General features: G+C 73.8%; 18 protein-coding genes and 1 pseudogene. 8 read left to right on the top strand and 11 right to left on the bottom strand.

Going from position 1 to position 21410, the window contains the following annotated elements; translation table 11 throughout:
• Positions 1-16 precede the first annotated feature (16 nt).
• The 4 genes from obgE to AC1DQC_RS17275 all read right to left on the bottom strand — a co-directional run bounded on the left by obgE (position 17) and on the right by AC1DQC_RS17275 (position 5759).
• Positions 17-1540 carry a GTPase ObgE gene (gene obgE, locus AC1DQC_RS17290; RefSeq protein ID WP_477052465.1) on the bottom strand — a complete coding sequence of 508 codons (1524 nt, stop codon included), beginning with the start codon at positions 1538-1540 and terminating at the stop codon, positions 17-19.
• A 208-nt stretch (positions 1541-1748) separates the two neighbouring features.
• Positions 1749-2009 (bottom strand): 50S ribosomal protein L27, encoded by a 261-nt coding sequence (rpmA, locus tag AC1DQC_RS17285; RefSeq protein ID WP_055913072.1) that lies wholly within the window; start codon positions 2007-2009, stop codon positions 1749-1751.
• Positions 2010-2071: 62 nt separating this feature from the next.
• Entirely contained in the window at positions 2072-2380 is a 309-nt protein-coding gene (gene rplU, locus AC1DQC_RS17280) for a 50S ribosomal protein L21 (protein WP_370505510.1), read from the bottom strand.
• A 241-nt stretch (positions 2381-2621) separates the two neighbouring features.
• Positions 2622-5759 (bottom strand): Rne/Rng family ribonuclease, encoded by a 3138-nt coding sequence (locus tag AC1DQC_RS17275; protein ID WP_477052464.1) that lies wholly within the window; start codon positions 5757-5759, stop codon positions 2622-2624.
• Between the two features lie 466 nt (positions 5760-6225).
• Between AC1DQC_RS17275 and AC1DQC_RS17270 the strand changes: the two genes are divergently transcribed.
• From AC1DQC_RS17270 to AC1DQC_RS17245, 6 genes are read left to right on the top strand one after another with little or no spacing between them, the layout of a single operon-like run.
• Positions 6226-7728 carry a cytochrome ubiquinol oxidase subunit I gene (locus tag AC1DQC_RS17270; RefSeq protein WP_477052479.1) on the top strand — a complete coding sequence of 501 codons (1503 nt, stop codon included), beginning with the start codon at positions 6226-6228 and terminating at the stop codon, positions 7726-7728.
• A gap of 13 nt (positions 7729-7741) precedes the next feature.
• On the top strand, positions 7742-8809 hold the full coding sequence (cydB, locus tag AC1DQC_RS17265; protein WP_477052463.1) for a cytochrome d ubiquinol oxidase subunit II: 1068 nt from the start codon (positions 7742-7744) through the stop codon (positions 8807-8809).
• Complete coding sequence (gene cydD, locus AC1DQC_RS17260) at positions 8806-10431, top strand: thiol reductant ABC exporter subunit CydD (protein ID WP_477052462.1); 1626 nt, start codon at positions 8806-8808, stop codon at positions 10429-10431. The genes cydB and cydD overlap by 4 nt, the downstream gene beginning before the upstream one ends.
• Positions 10428-12164, top strand: a complete 1737-nt coding sequence (cydC, locus tag AC1DQC_RS17255) for a thiol reductant ABC exporter subunit CydC (RefSeq protein WP_477052461.1) — start codon at positions 10428-10430, stop codon at positions 12162-12164. Before cydD ends, cydC begins: the two co-directional genes overlap by 4 nt.
• Positions 12154-13860, top strand: a complete 1707-nt coding sequence (locus AC1DQC_RS17250) for a sensor histidine kinase (RefSeq protein WP_477052460.1) — start codon at positions 12154-12156, stop codon at positions 13858-13860. The genes cydC and AC1DQC_RS17250 overlap by 11 nt, the downstream gene beginning before the upstream one ends.
• Before the next feature lie 57 nt (positions 13861-13917).
• Entirely contained in the window at positions 13918-15918 is a 2001-nt protein-coding gene (locus AC1DQC_RS17245; RefSeq protein ID WP_477052459.1) for an MFS transporter, read from the top strand.
• A 4-nt stretch (positions 15919-15922) separates the two neighbouring features.
• Here the strand turns inward: AC1DQC_RS17245 and AC1DQC_RS17240 are convergent, their stop codons facing one another.
• The gene (locus AC1DQC_RS17240) at positions 15923-16549 is read right to left on the bottom strand and encodes a response regulator (RefSeq protein WP_477052478.1); all 627 of its coding nucleotides are present in this window, start codon (positions 16547-16549) and stop codon (positions 15923-15925) included.
• Between the two features lie 57 nt (positions 16550-16606).
• Between AC1DQC_RS17240 and AC1DQC_RS17235 the strand changes: the two genes are divergently transcribed.
• The gene (locus AC1DQC_RS17235; RefSeq protein ID WP_477052458.1) at positions 16607-17551 is read left to right on the top strand and encodes an NAD(P)-dependent oxidoreductase; all 945 of its coding nucleotides are present in this window, start codon (positions 16607-16609) and stop codon (positions 17549-17551) included.
• Here AC1DQC_RS17235 and mutM read toward each other — a convergent pair.
• The 6 genes from mutM to coaD form a co-directional block, all read right to left on the bottom strand.
• Entirely contained in the window at positions 17548-18450 is a 903-nt protein-coding gene (gene mutM, locus AC1DQC_RS17230; RefSeq protein WP_477052457.1) for a bifunctional DNA-formamidopyrimidine glycosylase/DNA-(apurinic or apyrimidinic site) lyase, read from the bottom strand. The two genes, AC1DQC_RS17235 and mutM, sit on opposite strands and share 4 nt — an antisense overlap.
• Position 18451: 1 nt before the next feature.
• Positions 18452-19150 carry a ribonuclease III gene (rnc, locus tag AC1DQC_RS17225; protein WP_477052456.1) on the bottom strand — a complete coding sequence of 233 codons (699 nt, stop codon included), beginning with the start codon at positions 19148-19150 and terminating at the stop codon, positions 18452-18454.
• A gap of 46 nt (positions 19151-19196) precedes the next feature.
• A complete protein-coding gene (gene rpmF, locus AC1DQC_RS17220; protein WP_370505356.1) occupies positions 19197-19394 on the bottom strand; it encodes a 50S ribosomal protein L32 in 198 nt (65 codons plus the stop codon).
• A 2-nt stretch (positions 19395-19396) separates the two neighbouring features.
• A complete protein-coding gene (locus AC1DQC_RS17215) occupies positions 19397-19975 on the bottom strand; it encodes a YceD family protein (RefSeq protein WP_456826412.1) in 579 nt (192 codons plus the stop codon).
• A 110-nt stretch (positions 19976-20085) separates the two neighbouring features.
• On the bottom strand, positions 20086-20577 hold the full coding sequence (locus AC1DQC_RS17210; RefSeq protein WP_477052455.1) for a hypothetical protein: 492 nt from the start codon (positions 20575-20577) through the stop codon (positions 20086-20088).
• A complete protein-coding gene (gene coaD / locus AC1DQC_RS17205) occupies positions 20574-21062 on the bottom strand; it encodes a pantetheine-phosphate adenylyltransferase (protein WP_477052454.1) in 489 nt (162 codons plus the stop codon). Before coaD ends, AC1DQC_RS17210 begins: the two co-directional genes overlap by 4 nt.
• A gap of 63 nt (positions 21063-21125) precedes the next feature.
• Between coaD and AC1DQC_RS17200 the strand changes: the two are divergent.
• Positions 21126-21410 (top strand): annotated as a pseudogene (locus AC1DQC_RS17200) (hypothetical protein); the annotation flags it as partial.

The raw sequence follows: 21410 nt of genomic DNA, 5'->3' as shown, positions 1-21410 counted from the left end.
CCGGACACCGGCGGCGTCAGTCCTTCGCCGCGTCCGTCCAGACCCCGGCCTCGCGCTCGGTCCACAGCTCCTCGCGGGCCTCGGTCTTGGCGTCCATGCGCTCCTTGTACTCCTGGCGCTTCTCGCCGCGCGTCGGGCGCGAGTGGTCCTCGAGCCGCAGGTCGACACCGCGCGGCCCGCCGAGGAACTCGGAGCCCGTCATGAGCGTCGGCTCCCAGTCGAACACGACGGCGTTGTGCTCGGGACCGATGCGCACCTCGTCGCCGGCGACGGCACCGGCGGCGAACAGCTTCTCCTCGACACCCAGGCGCGCCAGCCGGTCGGCCAGGTAGCCCACGGCTTCGTCGTTGGAGAAGTCGGTCTGCCGCACCCAGCGCTCGGGCTTCTCGCCCCGCACCCAGAAGTACACGCCCTGGCCCTCGACCTCGCGGCGCGTGACCGTGAAGCCGGCGTCGTCCACGGCCTTGGGACGCAGCACGATGCGCGTCGCCTCGGGCGCGGGCGCGTCGCGACGGGCCTTGTCGACGATCTCGCCGAGCGCGAAGGTCAGCGGGCGCAGGCCCTCGTGGCTGGCCGTCGACACCTCGAACACGCGGAACCCGCGCGCCTCGAGGTCGGGCTTGACCAGCTCGGCCAGCTCGCGCGCCTCGGGGACGTCGATCTTGTTGAGCACGACGATCTGCGGGCGCTCCAGGAGCGGCACGCGGCCGCCCTCGATGGACAGGTCGCCCGCATACGTGCGCAGCTCGACCTCGATGTCCTCGAGGTCCGACAACGGGTCGCGGTCGGGCTCCAGGGTCGCGCAGTCGAGCACGTGCACGATGACCGCGCAGCGCTCGATGTGCCGCAGGAACTCCAGGCCGAGGCCGCGCCCCTCGGACGCGCCGGGGATGAGGCCGGGCACGTCGGCGACCGTGTACCGCGCGCCGCCGGCCTGCACCACGCCGAGGTTCGGCACCAGCGTGGTGAACGGGTAGTCGGCGATCTTGGGACGGGCCGCGGAGATCGCGGCGACCAGGCTGGACTTGCCGGCGCTCGGGTACCCGACCAGGGCGACGTCGGCGATGGTCTTGAGCTCGAGGACGATGTCCTGCGCGTCGCCCGGCTCGCCCAGGAGCGCGAAGCCCGGTGCCTTGCGGCGCTGCGAGGCGAGCGCGGCGTTGCCGAGCCCCCCGCGACCGCCGGCCGCCGCCACGTACTGGGCGCCGACGCCGACGAGGTCGGCGAGCACCGAGCCGTCGGGCGCCTTCACGACGGTGCCGTCGGGCACCCCGAGCACGAGGTCCGCACCGGTCGAGCCCGAGCGGTGGTCGCCCATGCCCTGCGTGCCGGACGGCGCGTGCCGGTGCGGCGAGTGGTGGTAGTCGAGCAGCGTGGTGACCTGCGGGTCGACCTCGATGATCACCGAACCACCGTTGCCGCCGTTGCCCCCGTCAGGGCCGGCGAGCGGCTTGAACTTCTCCCGGTGGATGGACGCACAACCGTGCCCACCGTCACCGCCGGTCGCATGCAGCACGACCCGGTCGACGAATGTCACCACGGCTGAACCTCCCTCGTCCTTGCTACTTCTCGATACTCACACGCAGAAGGGGCGCACCGCACCGGTGCGCCCCTCCCACGAATGACCCGCCGCGAACCGTTGTCGCGGCGTCATGAATCTCAGACCGCTGATCCACGGTCGGTCAKCGCCTTCGTTCCACTTCCGGCGCGTGCCGCTCCGCGACCCGCACCGTCCGTTGCACTTCGGCTCAGACCTCGGCCGCCACGACGATGTCGATGACCTTGCGGCCACGGCGCGTCCCGAAGGTCACGGCACCGGGGGCGAGGGCGAACAGCGTGTCGTCGCCGCCACGGCCGACGTTGACGCCGGGGTGGAAGTGCGTGCCGCGCTGGCGGACGATGATCTCGCCGGCCTTGACGACCTGGCCACCGAAGCGCTTGACGCCCAGGCGCTGGGCGTTCGAGTCGCGGCCGTTGCGCGAGGAGCTCGCGCCCTTCTTGTGTGCCATGACGAACCTGCTTTCGTGCTCAGAGAGTGGGGGCTCCACGGCCTGCGGGCCGCGGCGCGAGATCAGGAGATGCCGGTGACCTTCAGGCGGGTCAGCTTCTGGCGGTGACCCTGGCGCTTGCGGTAGCCGGTCTTGTTCTTGTACTTGAGGATGTCGATCTTGGGACCCTTCTCGTCCCGCACGACCTCCGCCGTCACCGTCACCTTGGCCAGCGCCTTGGCGTCGGTGGTGACCTTCTCACCGTCGACGAGCAGCAGCGCCGGCAGCTCGACGGTCGAGCCGGCCTGCGCGGCGAGGCGGTCGACGACGACGACGTCGCCCACCGCGACCTTCTCCTGGCGGCCGCCAGCCTTCACGATCGCGTACACCACGTTGCTGCTCATCTCTGCTCGTCGAACTGCTTGTCATCATGCTCAGTCGAAACTCTCGGTGCCCTGCCGGCGCCCGCGCACATCCCGCTGCCACCGGTGGACCCGGTTCCCGTGGGGGTTCGCGTCGGCGCCGCTAGCCGCGGCACGCATGATCAGCGCGCACACGACGCGCCGACGTTCTAGGGTACGGACCCCACGCCGCAGGGTCAAACCTGACGGGGCGGCGCGGGGTCGACGTGACCTAACGCACGTCGTCGTGGGCGCCGTCGGGCTCGGGAGCCTGCTCGGCGGCCACGGCGGGCTCCTCGTCGTCACCGGACGCCTGCTCAGCGGTCGCGTCCTCGGCGGGAACCTCGTCGGACGCGAACACGTCGGCGGAGACGGCCGTGAGCTCGAGCTCCTCGACCTGCCCGTCGTCCTCGACCGCGACCTGCACCCCGGCGAACTCCGCCAGGACGTCCAGGGCGGGTGCGCTCGTGGCGCGCTCCGCCTCGACCTCGACCACGGCGACCGGGGCGGACGCGTGGTGGTCGTGGTCGTGCTCGTGGGCGTGCGCGGCCGCGGCCGCGATCGTCGCCAGGGTCGCCTTGACGGCCTCGCGCGCCTCCGGCAGGACCGGCACGCCCGCGTGCGGCACGTGCGCGACCGGCTCCTTGGCGCCGCCGCGCTTACGACGGGACCGCGGGGCGGCGGCGTCGGTTGCGACCTGCTGCGGCTGCTGGGAGCCGGCCTCGGGACGCTGGTTGTTCTTCTCGATCGGCTCCTCGTGCACGATGAAGCCGCGCCCGTGGCAGTGCTCGCACGTCTCGCTGAACGCCTCGACCAGGCCCTGGCCGACGCGCTTGCGCGTCATCTGCACGAGGCCGAGCGACGTGACCTCGGCGACCTGGTGCTTGGTGCGGTCGCGGCCCAGGCACTCGACCAGGCGGCGGAGCACGAGGTCGCGGTTGGACTCGAGCACCATGTCGATGAAGTCGATGACGATGATGCCGCCGATGTCGCGCAGCCGGAGCTGGCGGACGATCTCCTCGGCGGCCTCGAGGTTGTTGCGCGTGACGGTCTCCTCGAGCGTGCCGCCCGAGCCGGTGAACTTGCCCGTGTTGACGTCGACCACGGTCATGGCTTCGGTGCGGTCGATCACGAGCGAGCCGCCCGACGGGAGCCAGACCTTGCGGTCCATGCCCTTGGCCAGCTGCTCGTCGATGCGGTGCTCCGCGAACACGTCGCCGTCGGACTCCCAGCGGGAGACCTTCTGCGCGAGGTCGGGCGCGAGCTCGTCGATGTAGGAGGAGATCGTCGACCACGCCTCGGCGCCCTCGACGATCAGCGAGGAGAAGTCGTCGTTGAAGATGTCGCGCACCACGCGGATGGCCATGTCCGGCTCGCCCTGCAGCAGGGCCGGCGCCGACGCGGTCTTCGACTTCTTCTCGATGGCCTCCCACTGACCCTGCAGGCGGGCGATGTCCGCGCGCAGCTCGTCCTCGGACGCACCCTCCGCCGCGGTCCGCACGATGACCCCCGCGGAGTCCGGGACGATCTCGCGCAGGATCCGCTTGAGGCGGTTGCGCTCGGTGTCGGGGAGCTTGCGGCTGATGCCGGTCATGCCGCCGCCGGGCACGTAGACCAGGTAGCGGCCGGCCAGCGTGACCTGCGAGGTCAGGCGGGCGCCCTTGTGGCCGATCGGGTCCTTGGTGACCTGGACCAGGACCGGGTCGCCGGACTTGAGCGCCTGCTCGATGCGGCGGGCGGACCCACCCTCGAGGCCGGCGGCGTCCCAGTTGACCTCGCCGGCGTAGAGCACCGCGTTGCGGCCCTTGCCGACGTCGACGAACGCCGCCTCCATGCTGGGCAGCACGTTCTGCACGCGGCCGAGGTAGACGTTGCCGACCATCGAGGCCTGCGCCTGGTTGGAGACGTAGTGCTCGACGAGCACCCCGTCCTCGAGGACCGCGATCTGCGTGCGGGCGTTCTTCTCCCGCACGATCATGGAGCGGTCCACCGACTCGCGGCGGGCCAGGAACTCGGACTCGGTGATGATCTGGCGGCGGCGACCGGCGTCGCGGCCGTCGCGGCGGCGCTGGCGCTTGGCCTCGAGGCGCGTGGAGCCGCGCAGGGCGGTGACCTCGTCGCTGGGCGCACGGGTGCGGGCGGCACGCGGCTCGGCCTGCTCGCCGGGCTCGCCGCGGGACGACCCCCGGCGACGACGGCGACGACGACGGCTCGAGCCGTCACCCTCCCCCGCCTCGTCGGCATCGTCGGACTCCGCCTCGGACTCGCCCTCGGCGCCGTCCTCGTCGGACCGGTCGGTCTCGTCGTCGTTGTCGTCGCCGTTGCCGGCGTCGGTGCGGCTGCGACGTCCGCGACCTCCGCGGCGACGCCGGCGGCGCGGCTGGCCGGACGTGCCGGCGGCCTCGTCGGACTCGGCGTCCTCGTCCTCGTCGTCGACCGGCTCGGCGTCGACCAGGTCCTCGACGGGAGCGTCGACGACCTCGTCGGTCACCACGTCCTCGTCCTCGACGCGAGCCGCGTCGCCGCTGCGACCGCGACGACCACGACGGCGCGAGCCGCGCGACGGCGCCGCCTGCTCGAGCTCGCTCGTCTCGATCGGCGCCTCGTCGGGCTCGGGAGCCTGCGCGGCCCCGTGCTGGTGGGCGGCCTCGGAGATCTCCTCCGGCGAGCCGGTGCTGGCCTGCGCGCGGCGGCGGCGCGGCCGGGCCGCGGACGGGTCCGGGGCCTGGAAGAGCAGCGCGGTGGTGGCGAAGCGCGGCCCGGTCGAGGTGCTGCTCGTCGTGGCGTTCGGCTCGGCCGGCGCGGTGGCGGCCAGCTCGGCGAGGACGTCCAGCTGGGGAGCGGGCTCCGCCGCCTCGACCTCGGGCGTCGGCTGCTCACCGGCGTCCGGGGCGGCGGCCGCGCGGGAGCCCGAGCGGCGGCGGCGCGGGGCGGCCTTGGCCGGCTTCTCGGCGGCGGGCTCCTCGGCGGCCACCAGCTCGACGGCTGCCTCCTCGACGGCCACGTCGGCGGCGACCTCGTCGTCGGCGACCTCGTCGGCCACCTGCTCGGCGGCGACGGGCGCGGCCTCGACCGGAGCGTCGGCGGAGACGGGGACGACCGTGCGGGTCACGCGTCGCGACTTCTTCACCGGCGCGGCCGGGGGCTGCTCGGCGGGCGCCTCCTGGACCGCGGCCGTGTCCTGGACGGGGGCCGGCGGGGCCGCCGGCTCGGTCACGGCGGGCAGCGTGACCACGGCGTCGAGCGGGGTGTCGTTGCTGCTGGGGGCGGCGGTCACGCGGGTGGCACGGCGACGGCGCGGCGGTGCGGCGGGTGCCTCACCCCCGGCGGTCGTCGTCGCGTCTGCGGTGGGGGTGTTCTCGTCGGTCACGCGAAGTGCTCCTGGGTACCGGGCATCCCCACCCACACGCGGTGACACTCGGTCGGTCGGTCGTCGCTCGCGTGCTGCGCGGCGACGGAAAGTCGGCGGTCGTGGCTGCTGCACCCGGTCGGCGCCATCGCCTGCGACGCCGGAGCCGGCGGTCCCGATCGGGGACCAGCGGGCGGCAGAGCGGCGGCTGGCGCGCACGACATGCTGGTGCTGCGAGCTCAAGGGTCCTCGGGCGGTGTGGTCGCCCGGAGAGCCGTGGTCAGTATCGCACAGGGCCTTGGTCCCGGCGTCCCCGGGGCCCGGCGCGCCGTCGCCGTGGTCCCGGCTACCCGGGACCTTGGTCCCAGGGGCAGACTGGACCCCGTTCTAGCGTTTCCCCAGGTCCGCAGGTCAGGCCTGGTCTGCTGTCCAGACCGGTGGCGGCGTGGACCCGACCCGGTACCGGCTCGCACCCCCGGAGGGGCCCGTGGACACGCTCGACGTCGCTCGATGGCAGTTCGGCATCACGACGGTCTACCACTTCATCTTCGTGCCGCTGACGATCGGCCTGGCGCCGCTCGTCGCGATCATGCAGACCATCTGGGTGCGGACCGGCAACGAGCGCTGGCTCCGGCTGACCAAGTTCTTCGGCAAGCTGCTGCTGATCAACTTCGCGATCGGCGTGGCCACGGGCATCGTGCAGGAGTTCCAGTTCGGCATGGCGTGGAGCGAGTACTCGCGCTTCGTCGGCGACGTCTTCGGTGCCCCGCTGGCGATGGAGGCCCTCGCCGCGTTCTTCGTCGAGTCGACGTTCCTGGGCCTGTGGATCTTCGGCTGGGACAAGCTGCCGAAGAAGATCCACCTCGCGTGCATCTGGGCCGTCGCGCTGGCCACCAACCTCTCCGCGTACTTCATCCTCGCCGCGAACTCCTGGATGCAGCACCCGGTGGGCGCCACGTTCAACGCCGAGCGCGGCCGCGCCGAGATGACGGACATCGGCGCCGTCCTGTCGAACAACACGCTGCTCGCGGCGTTCCCGCACACGATCTCCGCGGCGTTCCTCACCGCGGGGACGTTCGTCGCCGGCATCGCGGCCTGGTGGATGGTGCGGCTCGTGCGCGCGGGCCAGGTCGAGAAGGCGCGCGACGTCTACCGCCCGGCCATCGTGCTCGGCGTGATCGTCATGGTGATCTCCGGCGTCGGCGTCGCGCTGAGCGGCGACCAGCAGGCCAAGCTCATGTTCGAGCAGCAGCCCACCAAGATGGCGGCCGCCGAGGCTCTGTGCGAGACCACCGCCGGCGTGCCGTTCTCGATCCTCGCGGTCGGGCCGCTGGGCACCGGAGCCGACTGCGACAAGGTCACGCACCTGATCCAGATCCCGGGGGCGCTGTCGTTCCTGGCCACCGGGGACTTCTCGGCGACGCTGCAGGGCACAGACCAGCTGCAGCAGCAGTACGAGGAGAAGTACGGGTACACCGACGCGAACGGCGACCCCATCAGCTACATCCCCAACCTTGCCGTGACCTACTGGGGCTTCCGCCTGATGATCGGCTTCGCCCTCGGGTCGGCCGCGCTCGCGGTCGTCGCCTTCTGGCTCACCCGCAAGGGCCGCGTGAGCGGCAACGTCTGGGTCGGCCGGCTCGGCATCGTCGCCCTGGTCACGCCGTTCCTGGCCTCGTCGTTCGGCTGGATCTTCACGGAGATGGGCCGCCAGCCCTGGGTCGTCGCGCCCAACCCCAACCCCGGTGGCGTCGACGGGGTCTGGCTGCTGACCGCGCGGGGCGTGTCCACGGTGACGAGCACCGGCACGATCCTCACCTCGTTGATCGCCTTCACGCTGCTGTACGGCATCCTCGCCGTGTTCTGGTACCGCCTCATGCACCGGTACACGATCGAGGGCGTCGCGGACAGCGAGCGCGACCCCAGCCCCGACAACCCCGACAACGACCCGGACGGCGCCGCCGACCGGCCGCTGTCGTTCGCGTACTGAGAGGGCCGGGACCATGGAGCTCACGACCGTCTGGTTCATCCTCATCGCGGTCCTGTGGACCGGGTACCTCGTGCTGGAGGGGTTCGACTTCGGCGTCGGCATGCTGCTCGGGCTGCTGTCCCGCGGCGACGGCGCCACCAAGGACCGCGACCGCCGCGTCATGATCAACACGATCGGCCCGGTCTGGGACGGCAACGAGGTGTGGCTGCTCACGGCCGGCGGGGCGACGTTCGCCGCGTTCCCGGAGTGGTACGCCACGATGTTCTCCGGCTTCTACCTGCCGCTGCTGCTCATCCTGCTGGCGCTCATCGTGCGCGTCGTGTCGTTCGAGTGGCGCGGAAAGATCGACGACCCGCGCTGGCGGTCCCTGGCCGACCGGTGCCTGATCGTCGGGTCGTGGGTGCCGGCCGTGCTCTGGGGCGTGGCCTTCGGCAACCTGGTCCGCGGCGTCGAGCTGGATGCCGGGCACCAGTACGTGGGCGGGTTCTGGGCGCTGCTCAACCCGTTCTCGCTGCTCGCGGGCGCGACGACGGCGCTCATCTTCCTCACGCACGGCGCGGTGTTCCTCGCGCTGAAGTCGGACGGTGACATCCGGGCCCGCGCGGGCGCCTTCGCCGCCCGGTCGTCGATCGTCACCCTGGTGGTCGCCGGCGCGTGGGCCGTGTGGGCGCAGGTGGCCTACTCCGTGCCATGGACCTGGGCCGCCGTGGTCGTCGCGGCCGGCGCGCTGGTGGTCCTGGTGGTCTCCGCGCAGCGCCGCCAGGAGGGCCGGGCGTTCCTCGCCTCGGTCGTGGCCATCATCGCCGCCGTCGTGCTCATCTTCGGGTCGATGTACCCGGACGTCATGCCGGCGTTCGACCCGGCCAACTCGCTCACCGTCACCAACGCCTCGTCGACCAGCTACACGCTGACGGTGATGACGTGGGTGGCCGTCGTGCTCACCCCGCTCGTGCTGCTCTACCAGGGCTGGACCTACTGGGTGTTCCGCCGGCGCATCTCGGCGAACCACATCCCCGCCCCCGCCGGCCTGACCTTCGACAAGGTGCCCGCCCTGAACAAGCCCGCGTCCGTCGACCAGTGAGACCGCTCGACCCGCGTCTGCTGCGGTACGCGCGATCGGCCCGCGGCTACGTCCTGCTCACCGCCGCGCTCGGGGTGGTCACCGGCGCGCTCGTCGTGACGCAGGCGCTGCTGCTGGCGCACGCGCTGGGTGACGCCGTCTCCGACGGTGCGACGCTGGACCAGCTGGGTCCGACGATCGCGTGGCTCGCGGCCGTCGTCGTCGCACGGGCGCTGGTCATCGCCGTGCAGGAGCGGTTCGCGCACCGGGCCGCCACCCGGACCGTCGCCGAGCTGCGGGAGCAGGTGGTGGCGCACGCGGTGCAGCTGGGCCCGCGGTGGCTCGCGTCGGGCGAGGGCCCGGCGGTCGTCACGCTCGCCACGCGCGGGCTCGACGCGCTCGAGCCCTACTTCGTGCGGTACCTCCCGCAGCTGGTGCTCGCGGCGACCGTGACGCCGGGCGTCCTGCTCGTGGTGCTCGGGCTCGACTGGGTGTCGGCCGCGATCCTCGTCACCGTGCTGCCGCTGGTGCCGATCTTCATGGTCCTCGTGGGCCGCCTGACCCAGGGGCGCTCCGAGCAGGGCCTGGTCACCATGCAGCGCCTCGGCGCCCAGGTGCTCGACCTGCTGGCCGGCCTGCCGACCCTGCGGGCGCACGGCCGCGAGCGCGGCCCGGGGCCGCGGGTGCAGGCGCTCGGCGACGCCCACCGCGTGGCGACCATGGGCACGCTGCGGATCGCGTTCCTGTCCGGCATGGTGCTCGAGCTGCTCACCACGCTGTCCGTGGCGCTGGTCGCCGTCGGCATCGGCCTGCGCCTGGTCGGGGGCGAGCTGGGCCTGGTGACCGGGATCGCGGTCCTCGTGCTGGCGCCCGAGGTGTTCCTGCCCCTGCGGCAGGTGGGCACCCAGTTCCATGCCGCGGCCGACGGCGTCGCGGCGGCCGGGCGGGCGTTCGAGGTGCTCGAGACGCCGGTCCCGGTCGCGGGCACCCGCGCGGCACCGGACCTGCGGACCGCGACGCTGCGGCTCGACGGGGTCGGCGTCGGCGGCACCCCCCACGACCTCGACCTCGTCGTGCGGCCGGGGACGGTCGTCGCGCTCACGGGTCCGAGCGGCGTCGGCAAGACGACCGCGGTGGAGGTGGTCCTCGGCCTGCTCCGGCCGGACACCGGTCGCGCGACCCTCGACGGCGTCGACCTCGCGGACCTCGACCCCGCCTCGCTGTGGGAGCAGGTGTCGTGGCTCCCGCAGCGGCCCGTGCTCGAGCCGGGGACCGTCGCGGAGCTCGTCGGGGGCGACGCCGCGGCGAGGCGGGCCGCCGCGGCTCTGACCGGCCTCGACGAGGTGGTCCGCGCCCTCCCGGACGGCTGGGCCACCCCGCTGGGACGCGGCGGCGAGGGCCTCTCGCTGGGCCAGCGTCAGCGGGTCGCGCTGACGCGCACGCTGCTGGCGGGCTCCCGCCTCGTGGTCCTCGACGAGCCCACCGCCCACCTCGACGCCGCCGGAGAGCGGGTGGTGCTCGACACCGTGCGCGCCCTGCGGGCTGCGGGCCGCACCGTGCTCCTCGTGGCGCACCGCCCCTCCCTGGTGGCCGCCGCGGACGAGGTCGTGCGGGTCCGCGCGGCGGCCGAGGTGCTCGCATGACCGGGCCGCTGCGCCGGGCGGTCCGGCTGCTCGACATCGATCCCCGACGGTTCGCCCTGGCGCTCCTGCTGGGCACCCTCGCGCTCGGCTGCGGCGTGGCCCTGGCCGCGGTGTCCGCCTGGCTCATCGCCCGCGCCTCGCAGATGCCGCCCGTGCTGCAGCTCTCGGTGGCGACGGTCGCCGTGCGGGCGTTCGGCATCGGCCGCGGCGTGCTGCGCTACCTCGAGCGGCTGGTGTCCCACGACGTCGCGCTGCGCGGGATGACCCGGCTGCGCACCACGCTGTACGACCGGCTCGCGGTCGCGAGGCCCGAGACCCTGCTGCGGCTGCGCCGCGGCGACCTGCTCGCCCGCGTCGGCGCCGACGTCGACACCGTCGGCGACGTCGTGGTCCGCGGCCTCCTGCCGGCCGGCGTCGCCGCCGCGCTCGGGGTGGGCACCGTGGTCGCGATGTGCGCCTTCTGGCCGCCGGCCGGGCTCGCGCTCGCCGCCTGCCTGGCGGTCGCGGGCATCGCCGCCCCCCTCATCGCCGTCCGTGCGGCCCGGACCGCGGAGGTGCGCGCCGTGCAGAGCCGCTCCGACATGACCGCCGCCGCGCTCGGCCTGCTGGACGACTCCGGTCCGCTGCGCGTCGCCGGGCGCGCGGGCGACCAGCTCGCCACGCTGCGGGACGCGGACGCCCGCCTCGCCGCCGCGACCGACGCGGGAGCCKGGCCGGCCGCGCTGGCCGCCGGCCTGGGTCAGCTCGCCGTCGGTGTCGCCGTGCTGGCGGCCCTGCTCACCGGCGTCCCGGCCGTCGGCTCGGGGCAGCTCACGCCTGTCGAGCTCGCGGTGATCGTGCTCACCCCGCTCGCGGCGTTCGAGGCGACGTCGCTGCTGCCCGCCGCCGCCATCCAGGTGCAGCGCTCGCGCGCGGCCGCCGTGCGGATCCTGGAGCTCCTGGACGCGCCCGCCGATCCCGCCCCGACCGACGCCGCGCCGGGGCGACCCCCGCTGGTCGCGACCGGCCTCGCGGCCGGCTGGCCGGGAGCGACGCCGGTGCTCGAAGGGCTCGACCTCGACCTGCACGCGGGCCGGTCGCTCGCCATCGTGGGGCCGTCGGGCACGGGCAAGACGACCACGCTGCTCACCCTCGCGGGGCTGCTCCCCCGGCGCGCCGGCGCTCTCACGCTCGACGGGCACGACGTCGACCACCTGTCGCGGGACGCCACGGTCGCGGCGGTCGTCGTCGGCACCGAGGACGCCCACGTGTTCGGCACGACCGTCCTCGAGAACCTTCGCGTGGCACGCGGCGACGTCACGGCAGACGAGGCCGCGGCGGTGCTGCGCCGGGTCGGGCTCGGCGACTGGCTCGAGGGGCTGCCCGACGGCCTGGACACGCTGCTCGGGCCCGACGCCCGGACGGTCTCCGGCGGCGAACGGCGGCGGCTGCTCGTCGCGCGCGCCCTGCTGTCGCCGGCCCCGCTCCTGCTCGTCGACGAGCCCGCCGAGCACCTCGACCCGGAGCGGGCGGACGCGCTCGTCACGGACCTGCTGCGCGACCCGCGGGGCGTCGTCGTCGTGACGCACCGGCTCACGCCGCTGGCCGCCGCCGACGAGGTCCTGTGGCTGCAGGACGGGCACGTCCGCGCCCGCGGCACCCACGCGGAGCTGGTCGCGACCGCGCCCGGCTACCGTGAGGCGCTCGACCGCGAGCGCGCGACGGACGGACAGGAGGTGGGGCGTGCCCGATGAGACGGGTCGGCTCACCGAGGTCCCCGACTCGACGCTGCCCGTCACCGGCGACGCCCTGACGGACCTGCTCGGCGCCATCCTGGCGGTGGCCAGCGAGCTCGACCTCCCGGCCGTGCTCGAGCGGTTCGTCCAGGTCAGCGCCGAGCTCACGCGGGCCCGCTACGGCGCGATCAACGTGGTCGACCCGCGCGGCACCTCGACCACCTTCGTCTTCACCGGGGTGCCCACGGCGGTCGCCGCGGCGCTGCGTACGGCGCCGCACGCGCAGGGCGTCCTGGGCCAGATCCCGAGCACGGGCGTGCTGCGGCTGGCGGACCTGCGGGAGCACCCGGCCTTCCGCGGCTTCCCCCGCGAGCACCCCCCGATGGGGTCGTTCCTCGGGGCGTCGGTGCGCGTGGGCCCGAAGGTGTTCGGGCAGCTGTACCTGTCGGAGAAGGCCGGGGGTTTCACGCAGGACGACGAGGACGTCGTGCTCGCCCTCGCCGCCGCCGCCGGGGTCGCCGTGGCGAACGCGCAGCTGTACGCCGAGGCGGAGCGGCGCGAGCACTGGTTGCGCGCGGGTCAGGCCATCACCACGATGCTGCTCGAGGACATCGACGAGGAGGAGGCGCTCGACCACATCGCGTCCACCGCCCGCGAGGTCGCCGGCGCCGACACCGCGGCGCTCGTGCTGCCCGGCCTGGGCGGCGAGCTCCTGGTCGAGCTGGCGGTCGGCCACGAGAGCGAGCGCATCCTCGGCGCGCGCATGCCGCGGGGCGGCCGTGCCTGGACGGTCATGACCGAGGGCAAGGGCCTCACGCTGCCGTCGCTGTCCGCGGCCCCCAGGGTCGCCGTCCCCGAGATGCGCGCGTTCGGCCCGGCGCTGTACGCGCCGCTGCGGTCCGCGGGCGAGGACATCGGCGTGCTCATCCTGCTGCGGCGGATCGGCGGTCCCCCGTTCGACGACGGCGACCTGGCCACGGCCGAGTCGTTCGCGGCCCAGGCGGCCCTCGCCTACGTGCTGGCCGGTGCCCGGCACGCCCAGGACGTCGCCGCGCTCCTCGAGGAGCGCGAGCGCATCGCGCGCGACCTGCACGACCTCGCCATCCAGCAGCTGTTCGCCACCGGCATGCAGCTGGAGACCGTCCGGCGGCGCGCAGCACGGGGCGTCGACCCGGCCGAGCTGGCCGGCATCGTCGACGAGGCGCTGGACAACGTCGACGGCTCTGTCCGGCAGATCCGGCAGATCGTGCACGAGCTCCGCGACCCGGACGCGGCGTCCGGACTGGTCGAGCGCCTGCGCCGGGAGGCGTCCCTCGCGCGCACCGGCCTGGGTTTCGCGCCGTCGTTCGTCGTGAACCTGGACGGCCGCGCGCTCGTCGACGGGGGCGTCGACGAGGACCGGCTGGACGAGCGGGTCGACCCCGCGCTCACCTCGGACGTGGTCGCCGTCGTGCGGGAGGGCCTGGCCAACGCGGCCCGGCACGCGCACGCCTCGTCGGTCACGGTCCGGGTCTCCGTCCGGGGCGACGGGCCGCTCGGCGTCGTCCTGGTCGAGGTGCAGGACGACGGCACGGGGCTCCCGGCGCGACGCGCGCGCAGCTCCGGCACGGGCAACCTCGCCTCCCGGGCCCGGCAGCACCGGGGGACGTTCAGCCTCGGCGTCCCACCCGACGGACGCGGCACGCTGCTCTCGTGGGAGGCGCCGCTCGGCTGACCGCTTGCGAGCCCCAGGCAATCAGGTCGACGATGCTGGGGAGTCGAGGGGGAGCTCATGGCAGCGCAGGTCGACGCACCACCGAGTCAGCTCTCGCAACGGGCCATCTGGGCCATCTTCGGCGGCCTGATGCTCGCCATGCTGCTGGCGGCGCTCGACCAGACCATCGTCGCGACGGCCCTGCCCACCATCGTCCGCGACCTCGGCGGCGCGGAGCACCTGTCCTGGGTGGTCACCGCGTACATGCTCGCGTCGACGGTGACGACGCCGCTGTGGGGCAAGCTCGGCGACCTGTACGGCCGCAAGATCCTGTTCCTCACCTGCATCGTCATCTTCCTGATCGGCTCCGCGCTCGCGGGCACGTCCCAGACGATGGCGCAGCTGATCGCGTGGCGGGCCGTGCAGGGTGTCGGCGGTGGCGGGCTCATGGTGCTCTCGCAGGCGATCATCGCCGACGTGGTGCCGCCTCGGGACCGCGGCCGGTACCAGGGCGCGTTCGGCGCGGTCTTCGGGCTCTCCAGCGTCGCCGGGCCGCTGCTCGGCGGGTTCTTCGTCGACCACCTGAGCTGGCGGTGGGTGTTCTACGTCAACCTGCCGATCGGCGCGCTGGCCCTCGCCGTCGTCGCCGCGGTGCTCCCGGTCACCAAGGCGCGGACCTCGCCGAAGATCGACGTGTGGGGCATCACCCTGCTGGCGACGGCCGCGACCTGCATCGTGCTGGTCACCTCGCTCGGCGGCACCAGCTGGGACTGGGGATCGGCGCAGGTGCTCGGGCTGTCGCTGCTCGCCGTGGTCGCGGTGATCGCGTTCGGGTTCGTCGAGGCCCGCGTGCCCGAGCCCGTCATGCCGCTGCGGCTCTTCCGCAACCGGGTCTTCTCGACGACCGCAGTGGTCGGCTTCGTCGTCGGCTTCGCGATGTTCGGGTCCATCACCTACCTGCCGCTCTACCTGCAGCAGGTGCAGGGCGCGAGCCCCACKGGTTCCGGGTTGCAGATGATCCCCATGATGCTGGGCCTGCTGCTCACCTCGATCGCCAGCGGACAGATCATCAGCCGGACCGGCCGGTACAAGGTCTTCCCCATCCTCGGCTCCGCCGTGTTCACCGGGGGGCTGTACCTGCTCTCGCTCATGGGCCGGGACACGACCTCGCTGCAGTCGGGGCTGTCGATGTTCGTGCTCGGCGCCGGGCTCGGCATGGTCATGCAGGTGCTGGTGCTGGCGGTGCAGAACGCCGTCGAGTACCGGGACCTCGGGACCGGCACCAGCGGCGCCACGTTCTTCCGCACGATCGGCAGCTGTGTCGGCGTCGCGGTGTTCGGCACCGTCTTCAACTCGCACCTCGAGTCGAACCTGGCCGTCGCTCCGCCGGCCGGCGCCGTCGGACCGTGCTCGGGTCCCGCCCTCAGCGCGACGTCCGCCGCCCTCGCGAGCTGCGGCGCCGACGTGCAGAACTGGTTCCTCGAGGGCTACTCCGACGCCATCCACACGATCTTCCTGTACGCCGTCCCCGTCGGCGCGCTCGCCTTCGCGCTGGCCTGGCTCATCCCGGAGGTCACGCTGCGGACCGCCGCGAGCCGCCCCGAGCAGGGCGAGGTGTTCGCGCTGCCGGCCAGCCGGACGTCCTTCGAGGAGCTCCGCCTGCTGCTGTGGCGCGAGGTCGGCCACCAGGACCCGCTGCGGGCGTACGCGATCCTCACCAAGGGCCTCGACGTCGACCTCACGCCGGGCCAGTGCTGGATGCTCGCGCGCGTCACGGCCGAGGGTTCCCGGTCCATCGACGCGATGGTCGACCACTCGGGCGTCGAGCGCGACCGGGTGCTGGCCACGGCCGACGCGCTGCTGTCGCGCGGCCTGGTCGACGTCTCGGACGGCGTGGTGACGCCGACCGAGGCCGGGCACGTGGTCGCCGACGAGATCCGGGAGCACGAGCGCGTCGAGCTCCGCCGGATCGTCGACCAGTGGAGCGGCGGCGACGAGCCGCAGCTGGAGGAGCTGGTCGAGCAGCTGACCGCCCGGCTCTGGCGCGAGGACCCGTCGCCCGCGGGTCTGCGGGCCTGACGGGTCAGTGCCCCGGCTCGGCCCGCCAGCCGGTGTGCTTGCGCGACGCCACCCACGCGGCCACCTGGGTGCGTCGCTGCAGGCCCATCTTGGCCAGCAGCGACGTGATGTGGTTCTTCACCGTCTTCTCGACGACGCCCAGCCGCTCGGCGATCTCCCGGTTGGACAGGCCCTCCCCGATGAGCTCGATCACCTTGAGCTCGCTGGGGGTGAGGTTCTCCGTCGGGTCGTCGTGGCCCGCCTTCCGGCGCGTCACCGTGCGCTCGTCGAGGAGCACCCGGCCGGCCGCGACCGCGCGGATGACGTCCGTGATCTCGGCTCCGCGCACGGTCTTGAGCAGGTACGCGGCCGCGCCGGCGTCGAGCGCTGCCGCCAGGGCGTCGTCGTCGTCGAACGACGTGAGGACGATGGCACGGGCCGTCGGCAGGGTCTCGCGCACCGTGCGCAGGAGCTCGATGCCGGTGCCGTCGGGCAGCTGCAGGTCCACCAGGAGCACCTGCGGACGGACCAGCGCGGCACGACGGGCGCCGTCAGCCACGGAACCGGCCTCGGCGACGACCGACATGCCCTCGGCGCGGTCCACCACCTCCGCGATCCCTCGGCGGACGACCTCGTGGTCGTCGATGATCATGACGGTGATGGGGCCTGCGGAGGCGCTGGTGGGGGGCACGATGGCATCGTAACGAGGGTGACGACCCTCCTGCTGCCCTCCACGATGACCGACGAGCCGACCGTCCCCGCGGACGTGCGGGTGCTGCGGTACGACGTGCACGACCCGGTGCCCGACGACGCCCTCGACGCGGAGGCCCTGGTCGTCTGGGGCAACGGCGCGGAGCAGCTGGCCGACAGCGCGCGGCGGCTCACGCGGCTGCGCTGGGTGCAGACGCTCGCCGCCGGGCCTGACGCGGCCCTCGCCGCCGGGTTCGCCGACGACGTCGTCATCACCTCGGGCCGGGGCCTGCACGACGGCCCCGTCGCCGAGCACACGCTCGCCCTCGTGCTCGCCGCGGCGCGTCGGCTGCCCGAGCTCGTCCGCGCGCAGGACGCGCACCGCTGGGCGGACGACCTGGGCGGCATGCAGCACACCGAGCCGGGCCAGTCCTTCCGCACGTTGGACCGTGCCCGCGTGCTCGTCTGGGGGTTCGGCTCCATCGCTGCCCGGCTCGCGCCCCTGCTCACCGCGCTCGGCGCGCAGGTCACGGGCGTGGCCACGACCGCGGGCGACCGCCACGGCTACCCCGTCATCTCCGCGTTCGACCTGCCCGACCACCTGCCCCGCACGGACGTCCTGATCTCGCTGCTGCCGGCCACGGACCAGACCCGGCACGCGGTCGACGCCGGTGTCCTCGACCTGCTGCCGTCCCACGCGTGGGTGGTGAACGTGGGCCGGGGCTCCACCCTGGACGAGGCGGCGCTGCTGGCGGCGATCCGGGACGGGCGCCTGGCCGGCGCGGCGCTCGACGTGTTCGAGACCGAGCCGCTGCCGGCGGACTCGCCGCTCTGGGCGGAGCCCCGCATCCTCGTCAGCCCGCACGCGGCGGGCGGTCGGCCCATCGGCGCCGGTGAGCTGGTCACGGCGAACCTCACGGCGTTCCTCACCGGAGGGAAGCTGCGGAACGTGGTCCGACGCTAGAAGCGACCGCGCCGCGGACGCGGCTGGCAGTGCGGGCACGAGTACGACGACCGGTTCATGAACTCGTCGCGCCGCACGGGGGTGCCGCAGCGCGGGCACGGCCGACCCTCCTGGCCGTACACGGCGAGCGACCGGTCGAAGTACCCGGACGCACCGTTCACGTTGACGTACAGGGCGTCGAAGCTGGTGCCGCCCTGCGCGAGCGCCTCGGTCATCACCTCGTGCGCACCGGCCAGCGCCCGCTCCACCTCGGACCGTCGCAGGGTCTCGGTCGGCCGCGCGTAGTGCAGCTGCGCCCGCCACAGGCCCTCGTCGGCGTAGATGTTGCCGATGCCGGAGACCAGCGTCTGGTCCAGCAGCGCGCGCTTGAGCCCCGTCCGGCGACGCCGCAGCGCGGCGACCAGCGCGTCGTGGTCGAGCGCGGGGTCGAGCAGGTCCCGCGCGATGTGGGCGACCGGCTCGGGGACCACCGGCGCCGGTGACCCGAGCCCGCCGGGCAGCCCGTCCGGAGTCGGCACCAGGTCCGGGACGCTCAGGTGCCCGAACGTGCGCTGGTCGACGAAGTCGAGCGCGGAGCCGTCGTCGAGCGAGGCGCGGACGCGCAGGTGGGGGTGCTCGACCCGCGGCTCGCCCGGCTGCCGCACCAGCAGCTGCCCGCTCATGCCGAGGTGCGCCATGAGGGCGTCGTCGCCGTCGTCCAGCAGCAGCCAGAGGAACTTGCCGCGCCGGACCGCCGCGTCGAGGCGGCGCCCGTCGAGCCGGCCCGCGAAGTCGAGCGGTCCCCCGGTGTGCCGGCGGACGCTGTAGTCCCGCCGGACCTCGACGCCGGTGACCCGACGCCCCAGGACGTGCCGCGCCAACCCGTCGCGGACGGTCTCGACCTCGGGGAGCTCGGGCACGTCAGGAGGAGATGTCCTGCTGCAGGAGGGCGAGCGCCCGGTACGCGTCCGCGGCGGCATCCTGCTCGGCGAGCTTCTTTGCGGAGCCGACGCCGACGCCGCGCGACACGCCGGCGACGAGCGCGCGGGCCGTGAACGTGCGGGAGTGGTCGGGGCCCTCGCCGGTCACCTCGTAGATCGGTGCCCCGAGGCCCAGCGCCGCCGAGAGCTCCTGCAGCGACGTCTTCCAGTCGAGGCCGGCGCCGAGGTCCGCGGCCGCCGCGAGCGACGGGCCGACCAGCCGCTCGACCAGGCCGCGCGCGGGCTCGAGCCCGTGCGACAGGTACACGGCGCCGAACACCGCCTCGAGCGTGTCCGACAGGATCGAGTCCTTGTCCCGCCCGCCGGTGCTCAGCTCGCCCTTGCCCAGCAGCACGAAGCTGCCCAGGTCGAGCTCGCGCGCCACGACGGCGAGCGCGCGCTGCGACACCGTGGCCGCCCGCATCTTCGCGAGGGCGCCCTCCGGCAGGTCGGGGTGCGCCCGGTAGAGCGACTCGGTGACCACGAGCCCGAGCACCGAGTCCCCGAGGAACTCGAGCCGCTCGTTGGTCGGGATGCCGCCCGCCTCGTGCGCGAACGACCGGTGCGTCAGGGCAAGCACGAGAAGCTCGGGGTCCAGGTGGACCCCGAGCTTCTCGAGAAGTTCTGCCGCGGCACTCACGCCGGTCCTCCGGTCATCAATGCTCAGCGGCGGACGAGCGTGAGACTCAGCGAGCCTCGAACTCGGTACGGACGGCCTCGGCGTAGGCGCGGTCCTTGTAGGTACCGCACGTCGGGCAGGCCGTGTGCGGCATCTTGTTGGACTTGCACTGCGGGCAGGTGTGGAGCGTCGTGGCAGTGGTCTTCCACTGCGACCGACGCGCACGGGTGTTGCTGCGCGACATCTTGCGCTTCGGAACAGCCACGGCTAGCTCTCTTTCGTCTCGTCGTTCGAACCCAGCAGGTCGCCCAGGGCGGACCAGCGCGGGTCAAGCGTCTCATGCGAGTGGTCAGGGTCGTCCGCGAGCCGTGCACCACACTCGGAGCACAGACCGGGGCAGTCGGGTCGGCACAGCGGCTGGAACGGCAGAGCCGGCACGACCGTGTCCCGCAGCGCAGGCTCGAGATCGACCAGGTCGCCCTCCAGCTCGCGCACGTCCTCCTCGTCGTCCCCGTCCTCGACCGCGATCGCCGCGCGCTCGGGGTAGACGTACAGCTCCATCAGGGAGACGTCGACGTTCTCGACCACCTCGCCCAAGCAGCGGACGCACTCCCCGATCGCCCGGCCGCGGACGGATCCGGAGACCAGGACCCCCTCCATGACCGCCTCGAGCCGCAGATCCAGCTCGACGTCGGTCCCGGTGGGGATGCCGATCACGTCGGTACCGAGATCCTCCGGGGCGCCCACGGTGCGCTGCACGGTCCTCGTCGATCCCGGACGTCGGCCGAGCTCGTGCGAATCGAGCACGAACGGCGAACGGGGATCGAGGTGAACAGGGCGCTGCACGGCCAGGGTCCCCTCGTTGATCTCGGTCCGTGCCATGAGCGGCAGAACCAACGGACAACTCTACGGCACAGGTCAGGGGCCGCCCAAATCCTCCGGGAGTGGCGCAGGTCTCAGCTCTCGTCGGCGCCCAAGCGGCCGGCGAGCTTCGCGCGACCCGCCTGGACCTGGCTCAGCACCTTGCCCAGGTCGATCTCGAAGTCGGCCAGGCGCCGGTCGCAGTAGTCGTCCGCGTCCCGCTGGAGCCGGTCGGCGGTCTCCTCGGCCTCCGCGACGATCTGCGCGGCCCGCTCCTGCGCGGCGACCACGACCGCCTCCTGCTCGACCAGGGCCGCGGCCTGCGCGCGCGCCTGGGCCAGCAGAGCGTCCGCGTCGGCCTGCGCCACCGACCGCGCCGCGTCGGCGTCGGCCAGCACCTCGTCCGCCCGGGACAGCTGGCTGGGCAGCACGTCCCGCGCCTGCTCCACCAGGTCCAGCAGCTCGGCGCGGTTGACCAGCACCGAGGACGACATCGGCATCGCGCGCGCGGTCGCCACGGCCGTGCCGATGGCGTCCAGCACGCCCGTGAGGCCCTCGGGCCGCGTGGTCGGGTCCTCGTCCGTCATCGTGCGTCCCTTCCTCGAAGTGCCGCCCGCACCGCGTCCGCGACGCTCGCCGGTACGAGGTCGTCGATCGGTCCGCCGTAGCGGGCCACGTCCTTGACCAGCGAGGACGCGATGTGGGCCAGGCTCTGGTCGCCGACGACGAACACGGTCTCCACGCCGGACAGGTGCCGGTTCATGAGGGCCATCGGCAGCTCGGCGTCGAAGTCCGCACCGCCGCGCAGGCCCTTGACCACCGCGGACGCGCCCACCGTCCGCACGAAGTCGGCCAGGAGCCCGTCGACCACCTCGACCCGCACCCCGTCGAGCTCGGCGAGCGCGCTGCGGGCCACCGCCAGCCGGTCCTCGACCGGCAGCAAGGAGGTCTTCGACGAGTTCCGGGCGATGCCCACGACGACCTCGTCGAACAGGGAGCGAGCGCGGCGGATCACGTCCACGTGCCCGAGGGTCAGGGGGTCGAACGACCCGGGGCAGACGGCGATGCTCACCCCGTCAGGGTAGGCCAGCGGCGTGCGCGGGCCAGCCGGACGCGCGGCGCCCTACCCTCGGGCATGGCCTCCGACGTCGTCCTCGACAGCGCGTCGGCCGCCGACTCCCCCGCCGTCCGGACGGTCCTCGCCCGCGCCTACCGCGCGAACCCGCTGATCGCCTGGGTGCTGCCCGACGCCTCGACGCGCGAGGAGGCGTGCGCCGCCTGGCTCGGGCCGTCCGTCGACCGGTACCTGTCGGTCGGTCGCGTGCACGTCGCGCGGTCGGGCGGCCGCGTGGTCGGCGTCGCGGCCTGGCGCCTGCCCGGCGCCGACCCGGCGCCGGAGTCGCTGCCCACGCCCGCGGAT

It is taken from the genome of Cellulomonas sp. P4_H12 (assembly GCF_056400905.1).
Note: the sequence above shows the minus strand (reverse complement) of the source record. Positions and strands in the feature narration are given on the sequence as shown.

Coding starts and splice junctions, on each gene's coding strand:
- AC1DQC_RS17210 (WP_477052455.1), bottom strand. CDS start 20,577: ATGACGGACGAGGACCCGACCACGCGGCCCGAGGGCCTCACGGGCGTG.
- AC1DQC_RS17240 (WP_477052478.1), bottom strand. CDS start 16,549: ATGATCATCGACGACCACGAGGTCGTCCGCCGAGGGATCGCGGAGGTG.
- cydB (WP_477052463.1), top strand. CDS start 7,742: ATGGAGCTCACGACCGTCTGGTTCATCCTCATCGCGGTCCTGTGGACC.
- rpmA (WP_055913072.1), bottom strand. CDS start 2,009: ATGGCACACAAGAAGGGCGCGAGCTCCTCGCGCAACGGCCGCGACTCG.